At 72.6% G+C, this 21,019-nt stretch carries 16 protein-coding genes and 1 pseudogene; 7 read left to right on the top strand and 10 right to left on the bottom strand.

Annotation, left to right across the window (positions count from 1 at the left end; translation table 11 throughout):
• Positions 1 to 21: 21 nt before the first annotated feature.
• On the bottom strand, positions 22 to 1,134 hold the full coding sequence (locus AB0G15_RS30705; RefSeq protein WP_362846455.1) for a ThiF family adenylyltransferase: 1,113 nt from the start codon (positions 1,132 to 1,134) through the stop codon (positions 22 to 24).
• A gap of 598 nt (positions 1,135 to 1,732) precedes the next feature.
• On the opposite strand from AB0G15_RS30705, the gene AB0G15_RS30700 reads away from it, so the two are divergent.
• Positions 1,733 to 1,873: a sigma factor-like helix-turn-helix DNA-binding protein gene (locus AB0G15_RS30700; protein ID WP_362846453.1), complete on the top strand. Its 141-nt coding sequence runs from the start codon at positions 1,733 to 1,735 to the stop codon at positions 1,871 to 1,873.
• Positions 1,874 to 2,033: 160 nt separating this feature from the next.
• On the opposite strand, the gene AB0G15_RS30695 is transcribed toward AB0G15_RS30700, so the two are convergent.
• The 3 genes from AB0G15_RS30695 to AB0G15_RS30685 form a co-directional block, all read right to left on the bottom strand.
• Positions 2,034 to 3,047, bottom strand: a complete 1,014-nt coding sequence (locus AB0G15_RS30695) for an enolase C-terminal domain-like protein (protein WP_362846451.1) — start codon at positions 3,045 to 3,047, stop codon at positions 2,034 to 2,036.
• A 277-nt stretch (positions 3,048 to 3,324) separates the two neighbouring features.
• Complete coding sequence (locus AB0G15_RS30690) at positions 3,325 to 4,839, bottom strand: MFS transporter (protein ID WP_362846449.1); 1,515 nt, start codon at positions 4,837 to 4,839, stop codon at positions 3,325 to 3,327.
• Between the two features lie 49 nt (positions 4,840 to 4,888).
• The gene (locus tag AB0G15_RS30685; protein ID WP_362846447.1) at positions 4,889 to 5,626 is read right to left on the bottom strand and encodes a TetR/AcrR family transcriptional regulator; all 738 of its coding nucleotides are present in this window, start codon (positions 5,624 to 5,626) and stop codon (positions 4,889 to 4,891) included.
• A 172-nt stretch (positions 5,627 to 5,798) separates the two neighbouring features.
• On the opposite strand from AB0G15_RS30685, the gene AB0G15_RS30680 reads away from it, so the two are divergent.
• The 3 genes from AB0G15_RS30680 (at position 5,799) to AB0G15_RS30670 (ending at position 8,662) form a co-directional block, all read left to right on the top strand.
• A complete protein-coding gene (locus AB0G15_RS30680; RefSeq protein WP_362846445.1) occupies positions 5,799 to 7,256 on the top strand; it encodes an MFS transporter in 1,458 nt (485 codons plus the stop codon).
• Positions 7,257 to 7,590: 334 nt separating this feature from the next.
• Positions 7,591 to 8,220 (top strand): TetR/AcrR family transcriptional regulator, encoded by a 630-nt coding sequence (locus AB0G15_RS30675; RefSeq protein ID WP_362846443.1) that lies wholly within the window; start codon positions 7,591 to 7,593, stop codon positions 8,218 to 8,220.
• A 1-nt stretch (position 8,221) separates the two neighbouring features.
• A complete protein-coding gene (locus AB0G15_RS30670; RefSeq protein WP_362846441.1) occupies positions 8,222 to 8,662 on the top strand; it encodes a thioesterase family protein in 441 nt (146 codons plus the stop codon).
• Positions 8,663 to 8,862: 200 nt separating this feature from the next.
• Here AB0G15_RS30670 and AB0G15_RS30665 read toward each other — a convergent pair.
• The 6 genes and pseudogenes from AB0G15_RS30665 to AB0G15_RS30640 form a co-directional block, all read right to left on the bottom strand.
• A pseudogene (locus AB0G15_RS30665) lies at positions 8,863 to 9,063 on the bottom strand (aldo/keto reductase); the annotation flags it as partial.
• Positions 9,064 to 9,294: 231 nt separating this feature from the next.
• On the bottom strand, positions 9,295 to 10,455 hold the full coding sequence (locus AB0G15_RS30660; protein WP_362846439.1) for a VWA domain-containing protein: 1,161 nt from the start codon (positions 10,453 to 10,455) through the stop codon (positions 9,295 to 9,297).
• Positions 10,448 to 13,138, bottom strand: a complete 2,691-nt coding sequence (locus AB0G15_RS30655; RefSeq protein WP_362846437.1) for a DUF5682 family protein — start codon at positions 13,136 to 13,138, stop codon at positions 10,448 to 10,450. Before AB0G15_RS30655 ends, AB0G15_RS30660 begins: the two co-directional genes overlap by 8 nt.
• A gap of 180 nt (positions 13,139 to 13,318) precedes the next feature.
• Positions 13,319 to 14,386, bottom strand: a complete 1,068-nt coding sequence (locus AB0G15_RS30650) for an AAA family ATPase (protein WP_362846435.1) — start codon at positions 14,384 to 14,386, stop codon at positions 13,319 to 13,321.
• The gene (locus tag AB0G15_RS30645) at positions 14,386 to 15,798 is read right to left on the bottom strand and encodes a DUF5691 domain-containing protein (protein ID WP_362846433.1); all 1,413 of its coding nucleotides are present in this window, start codon (positions 15,796 to 15,798) and stop codon (positions 14,386 to 14,388) included. The genes AB0G15_RS30650 and AB0G15_RS30645 overlap by 1 nt, the downstream gene beginning before the upstream one ends.
• Positions 15,795 to 17,372 carry an SWIM zinc finger family protein gene (locus AB0G15_RS30640; protein ID WP_362846431.1) on the bottom strand — a complete coding sequence of 526 codons (1,578 nt, stop codon included), beginning with the start codon at positions 17,370 to 17,372 and terminating at the stop codon, positions 15,795 to 15,797. Before AB0G15_RS30640 ends, AB0G15_RS30645 begins: the two co-directional genes overlap by 4 nt.
• A 97-nt stretch (positions 17,373 to 17,469) precedes the next feature.
• Here AB0G15_RS30640 and AB0G15_RS30635 point away from each other — a divergent pair, with 97 nt between their 5' ends.
• From AB0G15_RS30635 to AB0G15_RS30625, 3 genes are all read left to right on the top strand, one after another.
• Positions 17,470 to 17,901: a cupin domain-containing protein gene (locus tag AB0G15_RS30635; protein WP_362846429.1), complete on the top strand. Its 432-nt coding sequence runs from the start codon at positions 17,470 to 17,472 to the stop codon at positions 17,899 to 17,901.
• 213 nt (positions 17,902 to 18,114) lie between these two features.
• Positions 18,115 to 19,650: an aldehyde dehydrogenase family protein gene (locus AB0G15_RS30630; protein WP_362846427.1), complete on the top strand. Its 1,536-nt coding sequence runs from the start codon at positions 18,115 to 18,117 to the stop codon at positions 19,648 to 19,650.
• A 223-nt stretch (positions 19,651 to 19,873) separates the two neighbouring features.
• Complete coding sequence (locus AB0G15_RS30625) at positions 19,874 to 20,683, top strand: methyltransferase domain-containing protein (protein ID WP_362846425.1); 810 nt, start codon at positions 19,874 to 19,876, stop codon at positions 20,681 to 20,683.
• Positions 20,684 to 21,019: the final 336 nt, after the last annotated feature.

Here is a 21,019-nt window from a genome sequence, read left to right as displayed (position 1 = left end):
CCTCACGGGGCGGCGTGCCCCTCACGCCGGGGCCTCCCGCGCGGGGGCCCTCGACGCGGCCGATCCGCAGACCGGGCAGCCGGGCCGGGGCGGATGCCGTATCCACACGTGCTGGTCGGGCGCGATCAGGTTCATGCCGACAACCGTCCCGGCCGCCGGTTCCGGGACGCCGGTGATCAGCGAGATGACGGCGTGCGCCACCAGCTGGCCGGAGATCCCCGCCGACGTGGCCAGCACGCCGGGCCCTCCGAGGTCCACCGGCAGGCCCGGCCTGAGCCGCCGGGCCTCCCCCTCGGCCAGGCACTCGTAGCAGGCGCCGTCCCGGTGGGTGAACGTGCCCACGGTGACCAGCGGGCCGTTGTAACCTCCGCCGACCCACGGCACGCCGGCCCGGGCGCACACCCGGTTCGCCCAGATCCTGATGCCCCGCCCCCGGGGTTCGTCCGCGCAGAGCGCCAGCACGTCACAGTCCCCGAGCAGGGACTCGAACGCGCTCTCGGTGCCGATCCGGCGCCGCTCACCCGTGATCTCGATGTCCGAGTTCACCCTTCGCAGCGCGGCCACGGCGACGTCGGCCTTCGCCCGGCCGACGTCGGCCTCGGTGTAGAGGACCTGCCGGTTGAGGTTCGACAGTTCCACCACGTCGGTGTCGACACAGTGGAGTCGCCCGACGCCCGAGGTCGCGAGGGCCCACGCGGCATGACTTCCGGTCCCGCCGAGGCCGAGCACCACCACTCGCGCCCCCTTGAGGCGCAGCTGGGCCTCCCAGCCGTGCTCGCGGGGGGTGAGGTCGACACGCTGGAAGAAACCCCGGCTCCTGTCGTACCGCGCGCGTTCACGCTCGCCGAGCTCCTCGGGAACCCGTGCGCCCGCGTCCTCCACGTGGCCGGAGGCGAGCATCATGTCCACGATCTCGCGCGCCGCGGACCGGGACACGCCGGGAAGGGAGTCACGAACGCCCGTCACGACGTCCTCGGTCGTCCGGGTGCCGTCCATCAGCGTCAGCGTGGTCCACACCAGGCCCTGCGGATCGGTGATCTCGGTCGCGATCCCGTAGATCTCGCCGCCTACGCGTAGTGTGCCGTCGTCGAACCTGAAAGGCCGATGTCCGTCCTTGACCCGCGGCAGCAGCAATGACCGGCTCCTTTGCGAAGAAACGGGCGGGAGTCCGTCCTCCCGCCCGCCGAATACCCGCGATCAGGCCTCGGACTGATTCACGCCCGTCGTCTCGATCTTGTCGAGCCGTCTGATGGTGATTTTCCGAATGTGAACCGGCTCCTCCGTCTCGGAAACCGGCCTGACATCGTTCTCGTCCGAACTCATTTCGCGCCTCCCGTTTTTCGCCTGCGTACGACAGATCACCATCCGGCGGCCGGAAAATCAAGATCCAGGGACCGGCAAAGAGTGCTACGGCGATTTGTTGCGAATCCGATACGGTGCTTTGTTCGCACAACCGATGTCCCCCGGAAGCCTCGGAAGGCGTATCTCGGCGATGTCCACGCAGGTCAGCGAGGGCTCAGGCCGATCGGTTATCGAGAATACGACCCCAGGGGCGGCCGGGACGGGCGCCCGCGCGGACCGGCGCCTTTCTTGCGGGCTTCTTCCCGGTCTCTTACCGGCTATTTCGAAAACGACCCCGGCCTCGAATGCGGATGGCCGGAAGTGTCCGTCACGTCCCGCCGGTCATGACGGCGCCGGGCCGCCCGGCGAGGACGGTGACCGGGATGTCCCGATGCCGGCCGCGTGCGCTCAGCTCAGCCACGAGGAGGTGGCCGACGCCCTCGGCACACCTCGGGGAACAGCCGGTTCACGTCCCGACCGCGCCCGTAAGAAACTCCGCAAGATCATCGGTCCCTGCGAGGAGGCGCTGTGATGGATGATCTCCAGACGATCAAGGCTCACCACGGCAGTCCGCCGGGACCCGCTCCCCAGTTCGCGGCACGAGCGTGGGACCGGCTGTCGGCCGAGGCCGAGTGCGCCGGCAGTGGACCTCGCTCGTCGGCCTTGGCGCGGATCGACTCCTCACGGCGGCACTAGACCGAGTACGACTCCTTCGACAGGCGGCGGACCCGGTCCTCGTCGATGCGGTGGCCGAGGCCCGCCTGGGTGAGCGGCACCGCCACCACGCCGCCCGAGGCGCCGACCGGCGGGTCGACGATCTGCGCGCTGCGCGGCGGCTCGGCCACGTCGCAGGGCAGGCCGCAGCCGGGCAGGCTGGCCGCGGCGACGGTGGCCGCGCGGGCCAGCCCGGTGCCCTTGCCCCCGGCGCAGGCGATCTCCCATCCGGCGCGTACCGCGCGGTCGTGCACCCGCCGCACCTCGCGCAGGGAGCCCAGGGCCGCGGGACGGAGCAGCAGCGCCCGGCCCGCCCTCGCGGTGATCGCCTCGTCCAGCTCGGCGGCCGAGGCGACCTCGAGCAGCACCGGGGCGGCGACGCGCTCCTGCAGGTCGGCGTGGTCACCGAGACTCGCGAGACCGGTGAAGGGGCGTTCGATGACGGAGAGCGTGTAGGCGTCCAGCGCCTCGAGGGCGTCGACGTCGGTGTAGGCGCCGCGGGCGTCCACGCCGATGCCCAGCGCGGGGTACGCCCTGCGGACGGCGCGCAGCGGCTCGATGTCCCAGCCGGGATGGACGTCCAGGGTGACGTGGGCGTACCCGGCGCAGACGTGCCGGTTCACCCTCGCGACCAGGCTCTCCAGGTTGCGGTCGGCACCGATCCTGACGGTGGCCATGAGGGAGGTGCGGGTGCCGCCGAGCGCGTGGGCCAGCGGCACCCCGCGCATCTTCGTCCACAGGTCCCAGCAGGCCATGTCGGCGGCGGACCCGCCGGGGACGGCTCCCAGCTCGTCGGGATGCTCCCAGTCGACGCCGATCAGCGCCTGGGCGAGCCCCTCCTCCAACGCGACCCAGGTCTTGGGGTCGGCGTCGACGACCTCTCCCCATCCGGTCATGCCGCCGTAGTCGGTGAGCCGGACGAGGATGCTCTCCGGCCGCCTGCCGTACGGCAGGACCAGCCGGAACACCTCAAGCTCACGGACGCGCGGCATGGACCCCCCTGGACCTCTCCGAGCCCGGACGAGTCCGGGCTCCGACGACTTCCCAGGCTCGGAGGACCCGGGCTCTGGAAACGCGAATCCCGCCCGAAGGCGGGACTCCCCCCTCAACACCGCGAAGAACGGTGTTCTTCCCATGGTGCCACGGTGGCCCGGGAACACCTCCGGCGCGGAGGGGGGAATCCGGTCCGGTGCTTCCGCCCTTTCCGGCTCGGAGGGTACGGGGGTCCGGGTGTCCGGAGGGCTTGAGGAGTGGAGGGACGGGGAGAACTCAGCTCCGGGGGAGGACGCGTCCGGCGACCAGGACTCCGGTGGCCGCCATCAGCGCCGTCAGCCCGAAGCAGAGCACGTAGACGACGGCGGAGGCGCCCAGGGCCGCGAGGAGCGCTCCGGTGATCGCTACCGCGACGACCGTGTAGACCGACTCGGCGACACCGAGCGACGCGCTGTTCTCCCCCTCCTCGCCCGGGGGCGACAGCTCCAGGATGAGGACCGACAGGGTCGGGTACACGATGCCCATGCCGAGTCCCAGGGCCATCTCGCCGACGAAGGCGGTGGCCACCGGGACGGCGCCGAAGACCGTCAGGCCCATCAGCGCGAGGCCCACGGCGATCAGCACCGAGCCCGAGCGCAGCACCAGGACCCGGTCGAACCGCCATCGGCCCACCACCCACGAGGCGAACGACCAGCTCAGCGCACCACCGGTCAGGGTGAGCCCGGCCATGGTCAGCGACAGGCCGCGCTCCTCGTTGAGCATCAGCGGCAGGAACGCCTCGCCGCCGATGGCCGCGCCCGCCGCGATCCCGCGCAGGGAGATCACCGAGGGCAGGCCGCGGGCCGCGCGCAGGGTTCCCGGGGGGAGCAGCCGGGGCAGCGCCGCGACCAGCATGGCCAGACCCGCGGCGAGCAGGACGAACCCGGTGGCGGACGCCATGCCGCCCGACGCCGTGCCATCCGACGCCGTGCCACCGGAGTGCGTGCCCCCGGACTGCGTGAGCGCCGACGCGCCGTACTGCATGAGCGCCGCCCCGGCCGCGACGAGCAGCGCCCAGCCCAGCCGGCGCGCGATCGAGGACCGGGCGCCGGGCGGCCGCTCCGGCCCCTGCACAGGTGTCATCCCCGGAACCGCCCCCGACTCCGGCTCCGACACCGACTCCGGCACGGGCACCGGCACCGGCTCCGGCTTTGTCATCGGCGCGGAGGCCAGCCCGCGCCAGAGCAGCAGGGCCGCCGGGAGGAGGATCGCCGTCACTCCGATGAAGACCCAGCGCCAGCCCGCGTTCTCCACCACGACGCCGGTGATCGCGGGCCCCACCATGGAGGGCACCACCCAGGCGGTCGCGAAGATCGAGAACACCCGGGGGTGAAGATCCGCCGGGTAGGACCGCGAGACCAGCACGTACATCGAGACCTGCAACATGCCCGCGCCGAAGCCCTGGACGAACCGGCCCGCGACGAACACGTCCATCGTCGGCGCCACCCCGGCGACGACCAGCCCGGCGGCGAAGACCGCTACCCCGGTCCAGAGCGGCGCGACCGGCCCCCCGCGGTCGCCCCACCACCCGCCCAGCACCGTCGCGATCACCCCGGCCGCGAGCGCCCCGCTGAACGCCAGCCCGTACAGCGCGTGACCGTCCAGCTCGTCGGCCACGACCGGCATGGCGGTGGCCACCGCGAGGTACTCGAAGGCGGCCAGGGAGATGAGGGCCACCATCCCGACCGTCAGGGCGCGGTGACTCCGGGCGAATATCCCGGCAGGAGGCTCGTCGGTCATCACGGTAGTCATGGGATCGACGGTACGGCCGGCGCGCGGTGGCACGCATCGGGCTTTCGGATCAGCCCTTGGTCGTAGGACCGACGTCCTGGACGTGGGAGGCCAGGCCCCGCAGGAGCAGGTCGAGCCCGAACTCGAACCGCTCGGTGCCGTTCGCGGCCATCAGAGTGTCGACGTGGGCGACGATGTTGGGGAACCGGTCGGCGGGCAGGCTGCGGTAGAACGCGGCGATCTGACCGAAGAACTCACCCAGGAAGCTCGCCAGGTCCTTGCCGCTGCCGCGCTGCCGGTTGACGTAGAGGGACCCCTCGTAGGCGTCCGAGCAGACGTACAGACCGAGGCGGTCGATCATCAGGGCGGCGGCTCCGGGCGGCACACCGCCCGCGAGCATGACGGCCAGCTGCCCTTCGGCCACCCGCAGCGCGTTGGGCCCGGTCGGGATGCCGGCCAGGCCGACCCTGGCGATGTCCGCGTGGGCGCTGAACACCCGGAAGGCGTCGAGGACCATCTCCCTGAGCTGCTCCAGCCAGCGCTCCGGCTCCGGTTCGGGCACGTGGATCTCGCCCACGACCTCGTCGTACATCAGGTCGAGCAGCTCCTCCTTGTTCGCCACGTGGGCGTAGAGCGAGGCGGGACCGGTGCCGAGCTCCTGGGCGACACGGCGCATGCTCAGCGCCTCCAGCCCTTCGGCGTCGACGACGCGCAGCCCGGTGGCGACGATGAGATCCCTGCTCAGGACGGTTCGCGGAGCGCTCACCTTGCGGGTCTTGCGCCACGGCGGGACGGGGATCTCGGTCACGCGCCGATCCTATACCTCGGCGGACCGCGATCGCGAACACCGTACTTTCTACGAACAGCGTTCGTCGATCGCGAACGATGTACTTGACGTAAACGCCGTTCGTTTGTAAAACAGTGTTCGTAGCTAACGAACACCGTTCATCGGTCATCGAAGTCTCCAGATCGGATCCCCCATGACACACACGGTCGAGACCGGCTCCTCACCCACCGGCGCGGAGCCGTACCGGTGGCGCTGGCCCGCCCTCTTCGTGGTCCTCGCCGCGGAGGTGATGGACCTGATGGACGCCATGGTCACGATCATCGCGGCGCCGTCCATCCAGAAGGAGCTGGGCGGCTCGTCGAGCATGATCCAGTGGCTCAGCGCCGGATACACCATGGCGATGGCCGTCGGCCTCGTCACCGGGGGCCGCCTCGGCGACCTCTACGGGCGCAGGCGCATGTTCGTGGCCGGCGCCGTCGGCTTCACCCTGTTCTCGCTGCTGTGCGGCCTGGCCACCTCCCCCGAGATGCTGATCGGCGCGCGGGTGCTGCAGGGCCTGGCCGGGGCGGTGATGGTGCCGCAGGGCCTGGGCATCATCAAGGAGGTGTTCCCGCCCAGGGAGCTGGCCGCCGCGTTCGGCGCGTTCGGCCCGGTCATGGCGCTGTCCACGGTGGCGGGCCCCGTCCTCGCGGGCTGGCTCGTCGACGGCGACTTCTTCGGCACCGGATGGCGCATGATCTTCCTGATCAACCTGCCGGTCGGCCTGATCGCCATCCTCGGCGCGCTCCGCTACCTGCCCGCGTCGAAGACCTCGCAGGCCTCACGCCTGGACCTGACCGGCACCGGGCTCATCTCGGCCGCCTCCTTCCTGCTGATCTTCCCGTTGGTCCAGGGCCGAGACCTCGACTGGCCCGCGTGGACCTTCGTCCTGATGGCCGCCTCGATCCCGGTCTTCGCGCTCTTCTGCCTGCACCAGTCCCGCAAGGAGCGCGCGGGCGGCGACCCGCTGGTGGTGATGAGCCTGTTCCGCAAGCGATCCTTCACCGGCGGCCTGATCACCGGTCTCGCCTTCTTCGCCGGGATGGTCGGCTTCTCCCTGGTGTTCGGGCTCTACACCCAGATCGCCCTGGGCTACGACCCGCTGAAGGCGGGGCTCGCGGGCCTGCCGAACGCCGTCGGCACCCTGGTCGGCTTCGCCCTCGTCAACGCCTCGGGACTGGCGCGGAAGGTGGGTCGCAGGCTGATCCACATCGGCACGGTCGCGATGGCCGGGGGCGTCACGGGAGTCGCCCTCACCCTGAACATCGCGGGCACGGGCGTCACCCCCTGGCAGCTCGCCCCCGCCCTGCTGCTCACCGGCGCCGGGATGAGCCTGATCATGGCGCCGTTCTTCGACATCGTGCTGGCCGGGGTGGAGCCCCACGAGTCCGGTTCGGCCTCCGGCACCCTGACCGCCGTCCAGCAGCTCGGCGGCGCCCTGGGCACGGCGGCGCTCGGGACGCTCTTCTTCGGCCTGGTCAAGCAGGGCCGCAGCCTCGAGGACGCGATGCTGCTGACGATCTGGGTCGAGGTGGGCCTGCTCGCCGTCACCTTCGCGACCGCCTTCCTGCTCCCCCGGCGGGCGCGGGCCGAGCAGGAGGCCGCGCACTGACACCCACCGGGACACCCACCGGCGAACGGGCGGGCTCCCGAGAGCCTGCCCGTTCGCGGCGCCCCGGGTACCGCGGCCCCTGAAGGTGACCCGGCCCTTTGACCCGTACGAAAAACCGGGCCCCGCGAAAGAACCAGACCGCGCGAGAGAGCAACGTCGTACGAAAGAACCAGTCCGCGCGAAAGAACCAGACCGCGCGAAAGAGCCGGGTAGCGCGAAAGAACCATGTCGCACGAGAGCCAGGTCGTGCGATGCCCGGGTCGCGTGATGCCCGGATCGCGCGAGAACAATATTAACGACCGATCGTTCATATTGTTTGCTAGAGTTTCCAGACATGATTGACGGACGGCTCCAGCGCGGGGAGCGCACTCGTCAGGCGGTGCTCGACGCCGCCGTCCGGCTCGCCTCGGTCGAGGGGCTCGACGGCTTGTCTCTCGCCCGGCTGACCGCGACACTCAGCGTCAGCAAGTCCGGACTTTTCACTCACTGGCCAGACAAACAAGCACTTCAACTGGCGATCGTCGAGCACGCCCGGCGGCAATGGACCGAGCACATCATCGCGCCGGCCCTGCGTGCCCCTCGCGGGGTGCGCCGGCTGTGGGCCCTGCACGAGTACCGCCTCGACTTCTACCGGTCCGGACGGCTGCCCGGCGGCTGCTTCTTCCGTTCCGTCGACGGCGAGTTCGACGACCGTCCCGGCCCGGTCCACGACGCCATCGCCGACGCCATCGGCAGCTGGATGAACCTGCTGGCCCGGCTCAGCGAGCTCGCCGTCGAGCTGGGCGACCTGCGGCCCGGCACCGACCCCGCCCAGCTCGCCTTCGAGATCGAGGCGATCGGCTCGGTCGTGGTCATCCACACCCACCTACTCAAACGCGAGCAGAGCTACCGGTTCGCCCGTACGGCCGTCCTCGAACGGCTCCGCTCCCTCTCGACCGATCCCGGCGTCCTCCCGAAGGAATGATGTGACGACCACCCTGCGAAGCGGGCACATCCAGCCCGTCCAGATCCACTTCGACGACCTCGACGCGATGGGTGTCGTTCACAACGCCCGCTACGTCCTGCTCCTCGAACGAGCCCTGTCCGGCTACTGGGCCGAGCGGGGCTGGTCCTTCGATCCCGCCCTGCCGCACTTCGCCGAGATCTTCTTCGTGGTACGCGAGTTCTCCATCACCTACCACGTGCCGATCAGCACCGTGGGCGAGGCCGCGGTGCACTTCTGGCTGGACCGCATGGGCACCACCAGCGTGGTGTACGGCTTCCGCGTGCTGTCGGCCGACCACACCGTCGTGCACGCCGAGGGCCGCCGGGTCCAGGTCAGGCTCGACCCGGCCACGCTCCGGCCGAGCCCGATGAGCGAGCCCCTGCGCGACTCTCTCAGGCAACTGCTGGCCGTCACGCCCTGAGCGCGCCGCGTTCCGGTCGCGGGTTCGGCGCCCGACGCCGGTCGCGGGTTCGGCGCCCGGCATCGGTCACGGACTCGACGCCCGGCACCGCTCTCGGACTCGGCGTCCGACGAGGTTCATGTGCGCCTCGCCGTACCGGTCACCGGCCACGCCCACCCTGACGGCCAGTTCGTCCAGGTCGGCCCGCTCGTCCGCGGACAGCCGGTCAGGAACCCCTTTCCCAACGGGCTGAACGGCACGAACCCAACCCCCAGCTCCGCGCACGCGGGGAGCACCTCGGCCTCGGGGTCACAGGTCCACAGCGAGTACTCCGACTGCACCGCGGTGACCGGATGCATGGCGTGAGCCTTGCGGAGCGTGGCGGCCCCGACCTCGGACAGGCCGAAGTGCCGGACCTTGCCCGCCCGCGTCCTCGCGGGTCCCCGGGTTCGGGCCGTAGCTCTGCGACATGCCCATGCAGCCCAGCCCCAGGGCCGACACCCGCATACCCTGTCCCAACGTCCTGATGTGCACCGCCACCTCCGTGACACACGGCCGATCCCCGACGGTATCGGCGAGCGCCCGAGAACGCGATCACCGGCGTCCCGGCGAGGGCAGGCCCCCGTGGCCCTGCCGCCCTCGCCGGGACGGGATCAGGTGGCGGCGCGCTCCAGCCGGCGCTCGGCCCACTGGCCGATGTCGCGGCGCTCGATCGCCGCGGCCATCAGGTCGGGGAAGGCGTCGGGAGTGCAGGCGAAGGCGGGCACCCCCAGGGCCGCGAGCGCCGCGGCGTTGTCGTGGTCGTAGAAGGGCGCGCCCTCGTCGGAGAGCGCGAGCAGCACGATCACCTGGACACCGGCCGCGGTCATCTGGGCGACCCTGCGGAGCATCTCCTCCCGCACGCCGCCCTCGTAGAGGTCGCTGATCAGGATGAAGATCGAGTCGTTGGGGCGGGTGATGAGGCCCTGGCCGTAGGCGATGGCCCGGTTGATGTCGGTGCCGCCGCCGAGCTGGGTGCCGAACAGCAGCTCCACCGGGTCGTGGAGCTGGTCGGTGAGGTCGACGACCGCCGTGTCGAAGACGACCAGCGAGGTCCTCAGCGAGCTCATCGAGGCGAGCACCGCGCCGAAGACGCTCGAGTAGACGACGGAGGCGGCCATCGACCCGCTCTGGTCGATGCAGAGCACGACCTCGCGCTGGACGGCCCGCTGACGCCTGCCGTATCCGACCAGCCTCGACGGGATCACGGTGTTGCGCTCGGGCAGGTAGTTCTTCAGGTTGGCCCGGATCGTGCGGTCCCAGTCGATGTCGGCGGCCCGCTTGGGCCGGTGGGTCCTGGCCGAGCGGTCCAGGGCGCCGGTCACGGCGGCCTTCGTCCTCTGCACGAGTTTCCGCTCCAGCTCGGAGACGACCTTGCGCACCAGCGCCCTGGCCGACTCGCGCGCCTTCTCGGGCATCACCCGGTTGAGCGACAGGAGCGTGCCGACCATGTGGACGTCCGGCTCGACCGCGTCCAGCATCTCCGGCTCCATCAGCAACCGGGTCAGGTTCAGCCGGTCGACGGCGTCCTTCTGCATGACCTGGACGACGGTCGAGGGGAAATAGGAGCGGATGTCGCCCAGCCAGCGCGCCACCCTGGGCGCGGAGGCGCCCAGGCCCCCGCTCCGCCCGGCGGAAGCACCACCATCGCCGCCGCCGTTGTACAGCGCGGCCAGCGCGCCGTCCATCTGGGCGTCGGTCCCGGTGAGCGAGCACCCGGTGCCGTCGGCGTCTCCGCCCAGGACCATCCGCCAGCGGCGGAGCCTCTCATCCATCGGCGCTGCCCGTCCTTCCCGCAATCGCCGGGCCCGCGGTCGCCGGTCCCAGAATCGTCAGCACGGTCCGCACGGCCGCCGCCGCGCGCTCCTCGTCGAAGTCCTCCGCGTCCGGCGCCGGGCCGCCGGCGCCCGCCCCCAGGGAACGGACGCGCGAGCCGATCGAGCGCCGCTCCGGGGCGGCGAAGGCTCCGAACGTCCTGCGGAGCAGGGGCAGCACGTCGACGAAGGTCTCCGGGGCGAGCCCGGTGAGCCACTCGTCGACCAGCCCGAGCAACCGGGAGTCGTGTACGAGCAACAGCCCGCCCCCCGACAGGAACCCCTCGATCCAGGCGGCCGCCCTGGCCGGTGGGTGTCCCGCCGACATCGCCCGCGACATCCGCCGTCCCACCTCGTCCGTGTCGAGGTCGGCGGCGTCCAGCAGGATCCTGGTGAGCCGTCCCTCGATGAGCCCGTGCAGGTCGGCGCGGCCGGAGGCACCGCGCAGCGCCACCAGCCACCGGTCCTGCGGCGTCTCCTCCCCGGAACCGGCCGGGCCTCCCGGGACTCGCGAGCCATCCGCGCCCGCTCCCTCGGACACGTCCCCTTCCCCGGGACCGTCGATTTCCCCGGGACCACCGAGGGCGCGGGAACCGGCCGGGCGGGCGGGTCCGGTGCCGAGCAGGGCGACGGCGGCGTGGACGGCGTCGATGTGGCGGATCAGGTCGCGGGCGGCGTCGTCGTCGAGACCGGTGACGGCCCCGCCGAGGCCGACGCAGATCCTGGTGAGCATGGCCTCGACGATGGTGACCAGGCCGGTGGCGGGGGTGCCGCGCACGTCACCGTAGCGCTGGGCGCGGACCATCGCGGGGAGCGCGGCCATCAGGTGCGTGACGTCACCGTCGAGCGCGGCCCGCGCCGACAGCGCGTCGAGCACGTGCGGCAGCGCCTCCGGCAGGTCGGCGAGCAGGCAGCGCTCCACCAGGCCGGTGAGCCCGGCCAGCGTGACGCCGCCGGACGTGCCGCCGGGCCCTCCGTGTCCGCCCGGCCCGCTCCCTCCAGGACCGGCCGTCCCCGGGCCGCCTCCTCCCGGACCGGACGTCCCGCCGGGCGCCCGGCTCCGGGCGGCCGGGCCGGACGTCCCTCCCCCGCCGGCGAGGTCGCGGACGCGGGCGGCGGCCGCGGCGGGGACGGTCGTGCCCCAGGCGCCCGCCTCGATCAGGTCGATGTCGAACTCGGGCCGCCAGGCGAGCGACCACGACTCACGGAAGGTGCCCTTGCTCCTGCTCTCGCGGGGGGTGCCCCAGTCGACGCCGAGCAGGCGCAGCCGGTGCAGCAGCCTGCTGCGCTCCAGGTCGAGAGGTTTGCGCAGGTCGAGGTCGTACTCCCGGTCGAGCGCCTCGGGTTTGAGTTTCACCCGCCGCTGCTCCTCGCGCAGGTGGCGCTGGAGAGGGACCATCGGCGTGGAGTCGGGTACCTGGCCGAGCCGCTCCCCCACCACCATGCGCCGCTGGATCAGCTCCACCGGCAGGTCGTCGCCCTCGCACAGTACCGCCCTGACCGCCTCGGTGACCTCCGCCAGTCCGGCCAGCGGCCGCCCTCTGAGCACGGCCAGGCTCTCCGCGAGCCGTACCGCCTCGATGACGTGCGCGGAGGAGACCGGCAGGTCCTCCTCGCGGAGCACCCCGGCCGCCCCGGTCAGCCACCGCTCGACCGGCCGGTCGGGGGAGGCGAACAGGTGGTGGTACCAGCCCGGGGAGGTCACCCCCGCGCCGTACCCGCTCCAGGCGGCCAGCCGCCCGTACGTCCACGGCACCCAGGTCATCTCGGCCCTGACCTTGGGCAGCCCCCGCAGCAGCGCGTCGTCGGCCTTCACGGTGGGCAGCCCGGCCCCCCACGGCGCGCCCTCACCCGCCGTGCCCGCCAGCGCGGGGACGTGCCAGGCCCCGCAGACCACGGCGATCCGCTCGAACCCGTCCCTGACCGCCCTGCGGATCGTGCGACGCATGAAGGCCTCGCGCCGCGCCTCGTGCTCGTCGGCGACGTGCCCCTCGCGGACGGCCTCCATGGCTTGGGCGATCATGTGGAACGGGGTGTCGCCACGGTGCTCGACCGCGTCCTCCCACCACCGCTCCGGGTCGTCGTACCCGGCGGCGCGGGCGAGGGCCCCGATCGGATCGATCCGTACGGCCGCCGGGGCGGCGTCGTCCGTGTCACCGTCCGTGTCGCCGTCCCTCTCGCCGTCGGTCGCGTCCCCCGGGGAGCCGGAGTCCCTCCCGTCCGGTCCCCGCGCCCCGGCGCTCTCCGGCGTCTCCCCCTCCCGGGGTTCCGCCGGTCCGGAGTCACCGGTCTTCCCCGGCTCCGCGTGACCGCTCGCGCCGGGGCGGGAGGCGAGGCTGTGCACGGCCGGCAGGTCGCAGAAGCGGACCGGGACGCCCGCCGCGACGGCGTGGCGGATCGCCTGCCACTCGGGGGAGAACACCGCGAACGGCCAGAACGCGGCCGTGGACGGTTCGCCCGGCACGTGGGCGAGCAACGCGACCGGCGGCTGGAGATCGGGGTCATTGGCCAGCGCGACCAGCTCGTCGGCCTCGGGCGGGCCCTCGATGAGCACGACGTCCGGCTTGAGACGTTCGAGCTCGTCGCGCAGGGACCGCGCCGACCCGGGGCCGTGGTGCCGGATGCCCAGCACGGAGACGCTCATCCACGTCCCCCGCCCGGCCGGGGAACCGCCGTCACCGGCGGCACCGGCGACGCGGGCACCGAGAACGTAGGCGCAGAGAATGCGGGAATCGGAAACACGAGGGCCGGGAGCGCAAGGACCGGAAGCGCAGAGGCCGGGAGCGTAGGGGCCGGAAGCGCGCCCGTGCCGGGGGCCGCCGCCTCAGCCCGCGTCACGGCAGGCCCGGTAGAAGTCGCGCCAGTCCTGGCGCTCGCGCACCACGGTCTCCAGGTATTCGCGCCAGACGACGCGGTCGGAGACCGGGTCCTGGATCACGGCGCCGACGATGCCGGCCGCCACGTCGGAGGGGCGGAGCACCCCGTCCCCGAAGTGCGCGGCCAGGGCGATGCCGTTGGTGAGGACGGAGATGGCCTCGGCGGTGCTGAGCGTCCCGCTGGGGGACTTGACCTTGGTGCGGCCGTCCTCGGTGACGCCGGTGCGCAGCTCCCTGAAGACCGTGACGACGCGGCGGATCTCCTCCAGGCCGGTGAGGGTCTCGGGCAGCTCCAGGGAGCGGCCGAGCTGGCCGACCCGCCGGGAGACGATGTCCACCTCCTCCTCCGCGGTGGCGGGAACCGGCAGCACGACGGTGTTGAACCGGCGGCGCAGCGCGCTCGACAGGTCGTTGACGCCGCGGTCGCGGTCGTTGGCGGTGGCGATGATGTTGAAACCGCGCGCGGCCTGGACCTCCCGGTTGAGCTCGGGGATCGGCAGCGTCTTCTCCGACAGCACGGTGATCAGCGCGTCCTGGACGTCGGAGGGCATGCGGGTCAGCTCCTCCACGCGGGCGAGCCGCCCCTCGGCCATCGCCCGCATCACCGGGCTCGGCGTGAGAGCCTCCATCGACGGGCCCTCGGCCAGCAGCCTGGCGTAGTTCCAGCCGTAGCGGACGGCCTCCTCCGCGGTGCCCGCCGTTCCCTGCACCAGGAGGGTGGAGTCACCGCTGATCGCGGCGGCCAGGTGCTCGGACAGCCAGGTCTTGGCGGTGCCGGGCACGCCGAGCAGCAGCAGCGCGCGGTCGGTGGCGAGCGTCGCCACGGCCACCTCGACGATGCGCCGCGGCCCGATGTACTTGGGGGTGATCTGGTCCCCGTCACCGAGGACGTAGGCGGTCACCGCCCAGGGAGACAGCTTCCACCCGGGCGGGCGGGGGCGGTCGTCGCCCTTGGCCAGGATCGCCAGCTCCTCGGCGTACTGGTCTTCGGCATGGGCCCGCAGAACCGTTGTCACTACGTGAGCTCCTTCAGCATGTCGTCACGGAAACGCAGGAGGGCGGCGACCTCCTGGATGGGCGGCTCCGGCGAGAGCCGCCCGGCCAGGCCGTGCAGGGTGGGGTCGATGCGTTCGCCGGCGAGCTTGACCAGCTCCCCGAGGTTCCACGGCTGGGTGCCGGAGACATCGATGACCTTCTGGAGGACGGCCCTGGCCAGGGTGGGTCCCCACGGGGCCGCGGCCCCGCCGAGAACCATGATCAGCTGACCGTCCAGGCCGTGCCGGCGGACGAAGTCGGCGGCGACGGCCTCCTGCTTTTCGGGGGGCAGCGCGGCCAGCAGGTCGGCGAGCGGATCCCAGGTGAAGAGCTCCAGCGCCCACTCCGGATCGCCCTGGAGGACCGAGGCCCTGACCCATCCGGCCATGACCTCGCGACCCCAGTCGACGATCTTCAATCGGACGAGCTCGCGGGGCGGCCGCCCGAGCAGCGAGGGCCAGACTCCGAGCGGGGTGCGGGCCACGGTCTGCTGCAGCCACCAGCTCCGCTCGCCGATCCCCCGGGGCGCCTTGGCCCGGACGCCGTCGCGCTCCAGGGCGCTGTCGCAGGCCACCGGCGGGTCGACGTGGATCTCGTCGCCGACGACGGTGACGTACCGGGCGGCCCGCTCGGCCATCCGCAGGGCCAGACGTGATCCGGGCAGCCGGGTGAGCAGATCTGCGGCCCGGTGGCGGACCTCGCGGCGGCGGTCGTCGAGGGCGGCCTCCAGGAACGGCTCGTCGTCGGGTGAGAGCCCGGTGACGAGGACCTCCAGGAACGCCGCCCGGTCGTCGGGCGTCTCCTTCTCCCAGGTCGCGGCGAGCAGCTCCCGCGCCCCCGCCGGGTCGGCCGCCCGCAGCGCTCCCAGGTGGACGCGGCGGTCACCGGAGGTGCCGAACTCCCAGACCTGGGAGGCCCCGCCGGTGCCGGTGCCGGCGACCCCGGTGACCTCCTCCAGCAGGAAGCCCCACGCCGGGTTCAGTCCCGCCAGCCAGCGTCCCCGGTTTCCGGCCAGGACCCCGAGGTGCGGGCGGATCGACCGGTCCTTGGCCGCGTGGTCGAGGAGCTCGGGCAGCAGGTGCGGCGAGAGGCGGTATCCGCGCGCGGCCGCGGTCTCCAGCCACTCGGTGAGCAGCCTCGGCTGCTCACCGCCGAGGATGCGGGCGAGCCGGTCGCCCGCGGCGCGCGAGACCGCGGGCTGCTGCTCGGGGTCCGCGACGGCGGGCGACTCGGCCGGGACGACCGGCCTCCGCCCGGCACGCGCCCGCAGCGTGTGCACGGCCGCGCGCCCGAGCAGCTCGACCTCGCTCGCCCCCTGACCGGGCAGGGGGCGCCGGTCGGTCCCGACGAGCGCGGCGGACACCAGGTCCTCCCATTCGGCGGAGGTGCTCACAGGACGATCACCCGTCCTTCCTCGTCCCAGGTCGTGAGGGGACGCAGTCCCCTCGGGGTCCATTCGACGGCGACGGTCAGCGGGTGACCGCCGGAGGTGGCGACCAGCCGCCACGGGGTGCCCGCGGACGGGTGGATCGGCAGCCCGCCGGAGGGTCCGGCCAGGAGCCGCGAACCGCTCCCCGCGGGAGTCACCCCCGCCAGCACGAGCGGCCAGGAGTCGAGCCAGGGGTCACCGGCCAGGGCCTCGGCCACCTCGTCGAGGGCCTGCTCGACGGTCGAGCCGGGCGGCGGACCGGCCGGGGCGTCATGATGGCGGTCGCCATGACGGCGGTCGTCATGATGGCGGTCGTCATGATGGCGGTCGTCATGATGGCGGTCGCCATGATGACGGGGGGCGCCATCGCCTGCGGGCTCATCCCGAACGGCGTCGTCGCCGAGGTGTCCGTCCCCGGCGGGATCGTCCGGAACGGGGTCACGATGAGCGGCACCGTGCCGGACGGCGTCACGGCGAGCGGAATCGTGACGGGCGGCGACCACAGCGCGCAGCGGGGCCGAACCGGGATAGAACGCCAGGTCGGCGTCGATGGTCGTGCCGGTGACGAGCGAGGCGTCGAGAGCCTGTCCGACCGGGGCGAAGGAGAGCACCAGGGCCGCCCGGCCCGTCGCGCGCCCGCGAAGCCAGACCCGGCGCGCGATCAGCCGGTCGTGCTCCTCGTCGCGCCGTCCCAGCACGTCCCACCGGTCGCGGACGGCACCGCGGGCGATCACCTCCTCCTTCGTCACCGGGAAGCCGATCCGGTCGCGCACCCTTTCGAGAAGCCCGGCGGGAACCGTTTCCCGGTCCGCCCCCTGAGAACGGTCTCCCCCCTGAGAACCGGCCCCGTCGCCGTCCGGGAGGGAGAGCCGGCGGTGGGCCACGCAGAGCAGGTGCAGCAGCGCGTACTCGCCGAGCAGGCGAGCGGGCCAGTCGTCGCCGTCCAGCACGGCGCTGAGGCGGGACAGCGAGCCCGCGACAGCGGGCGCCTGGGCGTCGACCAGGCGTTTGGCCAGGTCGTCCCACAGGTCGTGGCGCCGTGACCCGGCGATGCCCTGCCTGATCTGATCGGCGAGCCAGCGCTCCAGATCCGACAGCCCCGCGGTCACCCGCTGCTCGCGCTGCGCGGCCCGGCGGCCGTCCGCGGGACCGGGCTCGGCGGCCCTGGCGGCGCGGGCCGTCCCCGCCTCCGCGGCCCTGGCGGCGCGGCCGCGCCGCCCGTCGAGCCACTCGCCCACCCAGTCGGCGGGCTCCCCGGCCGCGGGAACACCGTCGGCCGACCACAGGAGCAGCAGGCCGAGAGCGTGCTTGCACGGGAACTTCCTGCTGGGGCAGCTGCACCGGTAGGCGGGCTCGGACAGGTCGACACACGTCCGGTAGGGCTTGGAGCCGCTGCCCGCGCACTCGCCCCACACCGCGTCGGTGGTGGCTCCTGACCCCGACCACTTGCCGGGGGCGGAGATTCCCCGGGCCGCTTTCTGGGACGAGGCGTCGGGGGCGAGCGCCAGCACCTGGTCCCGGTTCCACCGTTCGATCACGGACCGAACCTAACCAACCCCGCCGACAAATCCGGGCCCGTCCTCAACAGCCGTCCCACCGCACGCCCTCCGGAACCGGGTCCCTAGAATCGGTGCGATGACGACCCCTTCGCGTCCTCCGCTCGCCGAGGCCCTTGACCTGCTGCCGCACCCCGAGGGCGGCTGGTTCCGCGAGACCTGGAAGACCTCCGTCGACCTCACCCCGCCCGGGTACGCCGGCACGCGGGCCACCGCCACCGGAATCTACTTCCTGCTGGAGCCGGGCGAGGAGTCGCGCCCGCACGTGGTCGCCTCCGACGAGGTGTGGTTCTGGCACCGGGGCGGCCCGCTGACGCTGATCCTCGGTGGTCACGAGGACCAGCCCTCCGGCACCGTGACCCTGGGGCCGCTGGTGGAGGAGGGGCAGGTCCTCCAGGCCGTGGTGCCCGGCGGCACCTGGCAGGCCGCCCGCCCGGCCGGGGCCGAGGGCGTGCTGGTGAGCTGCGTCGTGTCCCCCGGTTTCGACTTCGCCGACTTCCGGATGGTCTGACGGACGGCGTGCGGATGACGTGACGGACGATGCGGCGGACGGCGCAGTGGACGACTCGATGAACGACGCGATGGACGACGCGGCGGACACCGTGACGGCCGGCGTGACGGACGGGCCGTCGGGGGAAACGACGCGAACGCCCTCCCGGCCGATGTGACGGCCTCCCCCTGCGCGGGGAGAATGCGGTCACAGGTCCACACCGGGAGGTCGAAGGTGACCAGCGAGATCGTCTCCGTCATCGGCGGAAAAGAAACGTCCAGCGGCACTGCGTACGAGTCGGTCAACCCGGCTCGCGTGGACGAGGTGGTGGCGCGGGTCCGGCTGGCGGACGCGAGGACGTTCTCCTCCGCGTGCCGCACGGCCGCCACCGCGCAGCGGGAGTGGGCGCGGGTCCCCGCGCCCGTCCGGGGACGGGTGATCGCCTCGATCGGACGCCTGGTGGAGGCCAACGCGGAAGAGCTGGCCCGCCTGGTCACCCGCGAGATCGGCAAACCGTACGCCGAGGCGCTGGGCGAGGTACGCGAGATCGTCGACACGTGCGACTTCTTCCTCGGCGAGGGCAGGCGGCTGTACGGGCAGACGGTTCCCTCGGAGATGCCGGACAAGAACCTGTTCACCTTCCGGGTTCCCGTGGGGACGGCCGCGGTGATCACCGCGGGCAACTTCCCGGTCGCGGTGCCGTCGTGGTACCTCGTCCCGGCGCTGCTGTGCGGCAACGCGGTGGTGTGGAAGCCCGCCGAGTACGCGGCGGCCTCCGCGCACGCGCTCTACCGGCTGTTCACCGCGGCCGGTCTGCCCGACGGCGTGCTGAACCTGGTCCTCGCCGACGGTGCCGCGACGTTCGAGGGCCTGGAGGCGGCGCTGGCCGAGGGCACGGTGCACAAGGTCGGGTTCACCGGCTCCACCGAGGTGGGCCGCCGCGTCGGCGAGCTGTGCGGGCGCCACCTGCAGACCCCCTGCCTGGAGCTGGGCGGCAAGAACCCGATGGTGGTCATGCCCGACGCCGACCTCGACCTCGCCGTGGAGGGTGCCCTGTTCGCCGGCTTCGGCACCGCCGGGCAGCGTTGCACGTCGCTCGGCACGGTGATCGTGCACGAGAGCGTCCACGACGAGTTCCTCCGCCGGTACGCACACGCCGTGGCCGGGGCCGCGGTCGGCGACCCCGCGGGGGACGTGCTGTGCGGTCCGCTGCTCGACCGGAAATTCGCCTCGCGTTACGAGGAGTATCTGGGCTGGATCCAGCCGCACCACACGGTCGTCTCCGGTCCCGTCGGCCGCATCACCCCGGACAACCCGCGCGGCGACTTCACCGGCGAGGGCGGCCTCTACTACCACCCGGTGGTCGTGGACGGCGTCCGTCCCGGCGACCGGCTCTTCCTGGAGGAGACCTTCGGTCCCATCGTCGGCGTGACGCCCTTCGGCACGCTGGACGAGGCCGTCGACCTGGCCAACCTTCCCGGTTACGGGCTCTCCTCGTCCATCTACACCACCGACCCGGCGTCGGCCTTCCGCTTCCGCGAGGGCATCGGCGCGGGCATGGTCAGCGTCAACAACTCCACCTCCGGCGCGGAGGCCCACCTGCCCTTCGGCGGCAACGGCAAGTCGGGCAACGGCAGCCGCCAGTCGGGGATGTGGGTCCTCGACCAGTTCACCCGATGGCAGGCGATGAACTGGGACCATTCGGGCAGGCTCCAGAAGGCCCAGATGGACGTCGCCGAGATCGTCCCCGACCTGGACTTCCGTCTTTGAAGTCTCCGACGTCTTCGACACCCCTGACGACGCCGGCGTTCATGACATCCCCGGCATCGCCTGGAACCGGTCGCACATGCCGCCATCGGCCCGCCGTACGCCCCCGGCGCTCCTCGCCGGCGGTTCCCGCCACATCAATATCGATCATATAGTGAGACAATTTTTCTTGATATGTGAGACTCGTGTTATGGTCCGACCAGTGTGACGAGAAGGGGAGGACGCCATGACCGGCAAAGACGCCGTCTACACGCACGGGCACCACGAGTCCGTGCTCATGTCCCACAGGTGGCGTACGGCGGAGAACTCGGCGGCCCATCTCCTGCCGCACCTGAGGCCGGGCACGACGCTGCTGGACGTGGGCTGCGGGCCGGGCACCATCACCGTCGACCTGGCGGAGCGGATCGCGCCCGGCGCGGTCACCGCGGTCGACATCACCGAGGCGGCACTCGGGCCGGCCCGCGCGGAGGCGGCGCGGCGCGGGCGCTCCGACATCACGTTCGCCGTGGCGGACACGCACGCGCTGGAGTTTCCCGACGACACCTTCGACGTCGTCCATGCCCACCAGGTGCTGCAGCACGTCGGCGACCCGGTCCGGGCGTTGCGCGAGATGCGGCGGGTCTGCAGGCCGGGTGGGATCGTCGCGGTGCGCGACAGCGACTACGCCGCGTTCGCCTGGTTCCCCGAGACACCCGAGCTGGACGAGTGGATGGACCTGTACCAGAGGGTGGCGAGGGCCAACGGCGGCGAACCCGACGCGGCACGACGGCTGCTGTCGTGGGCGCACGCGGCCGGGTTCACCGATGTCTCGGCCACCTCCTCGACCTGGTGCTTCGCCACTCCCGACGACCGCGCGTGGTGGGGCGGCATGTGGGCCGAGCGGATCCTGAAGTCCGACATGGCCGGCCAGGCGCTCGCCTCGGGCGCCGCCACGCAGGATGACCTGCGCCGTATCTCGGAGGGCTGGAGGGCCTGGGCCGGGGAGCCGGACGGCTGGCTGTCGCTGCTCCACGGCGAGCTGATCTGCCGCGCCTGAACCCCTGGTCCGCCGCGTCCGAACCCCGGGGCCTCGCGGGCCCGCCACCCCGGTTCCTCCAGGCTTCTTCGCTCCCCCGGACTCCCGCGCGCCCCGGGATCTCCGGAGTTCCCGGGGCTCTCGGGGTTCCGGTTTCCCGGGGCTCTCGGGGTTTCGGTGAGGGGGAAGGATGGCTCGGGGCGCCCCCTGTGGAGACGCCCCGAGGGAGGGTCAGGGCTGCTGGGTGATCTTGACGTTGTCGACCCCGGCCTCGACCAGGGAGGCGCCGGAGGCGTCACCGGCCTCGACCAGGATCCGGACGCTCTGCCCCGCGAAGGCGGAGACGTCGACGTTGGC

Source organism: Streptosporangium sp. NPDC023825 (genome assembly GCF_040639575.1).
Taxonomy (GTDB): domain Bacteria; phylum Actinomycetota; class Actinomycetes; order Streptosporangiales; family Streptosporangiaceae; genus Streptosporangium.
Note: the sequence above shows the minus strand (reverse complement) of the source record. Positions and strands in the feature narration are given on the sequence as shown.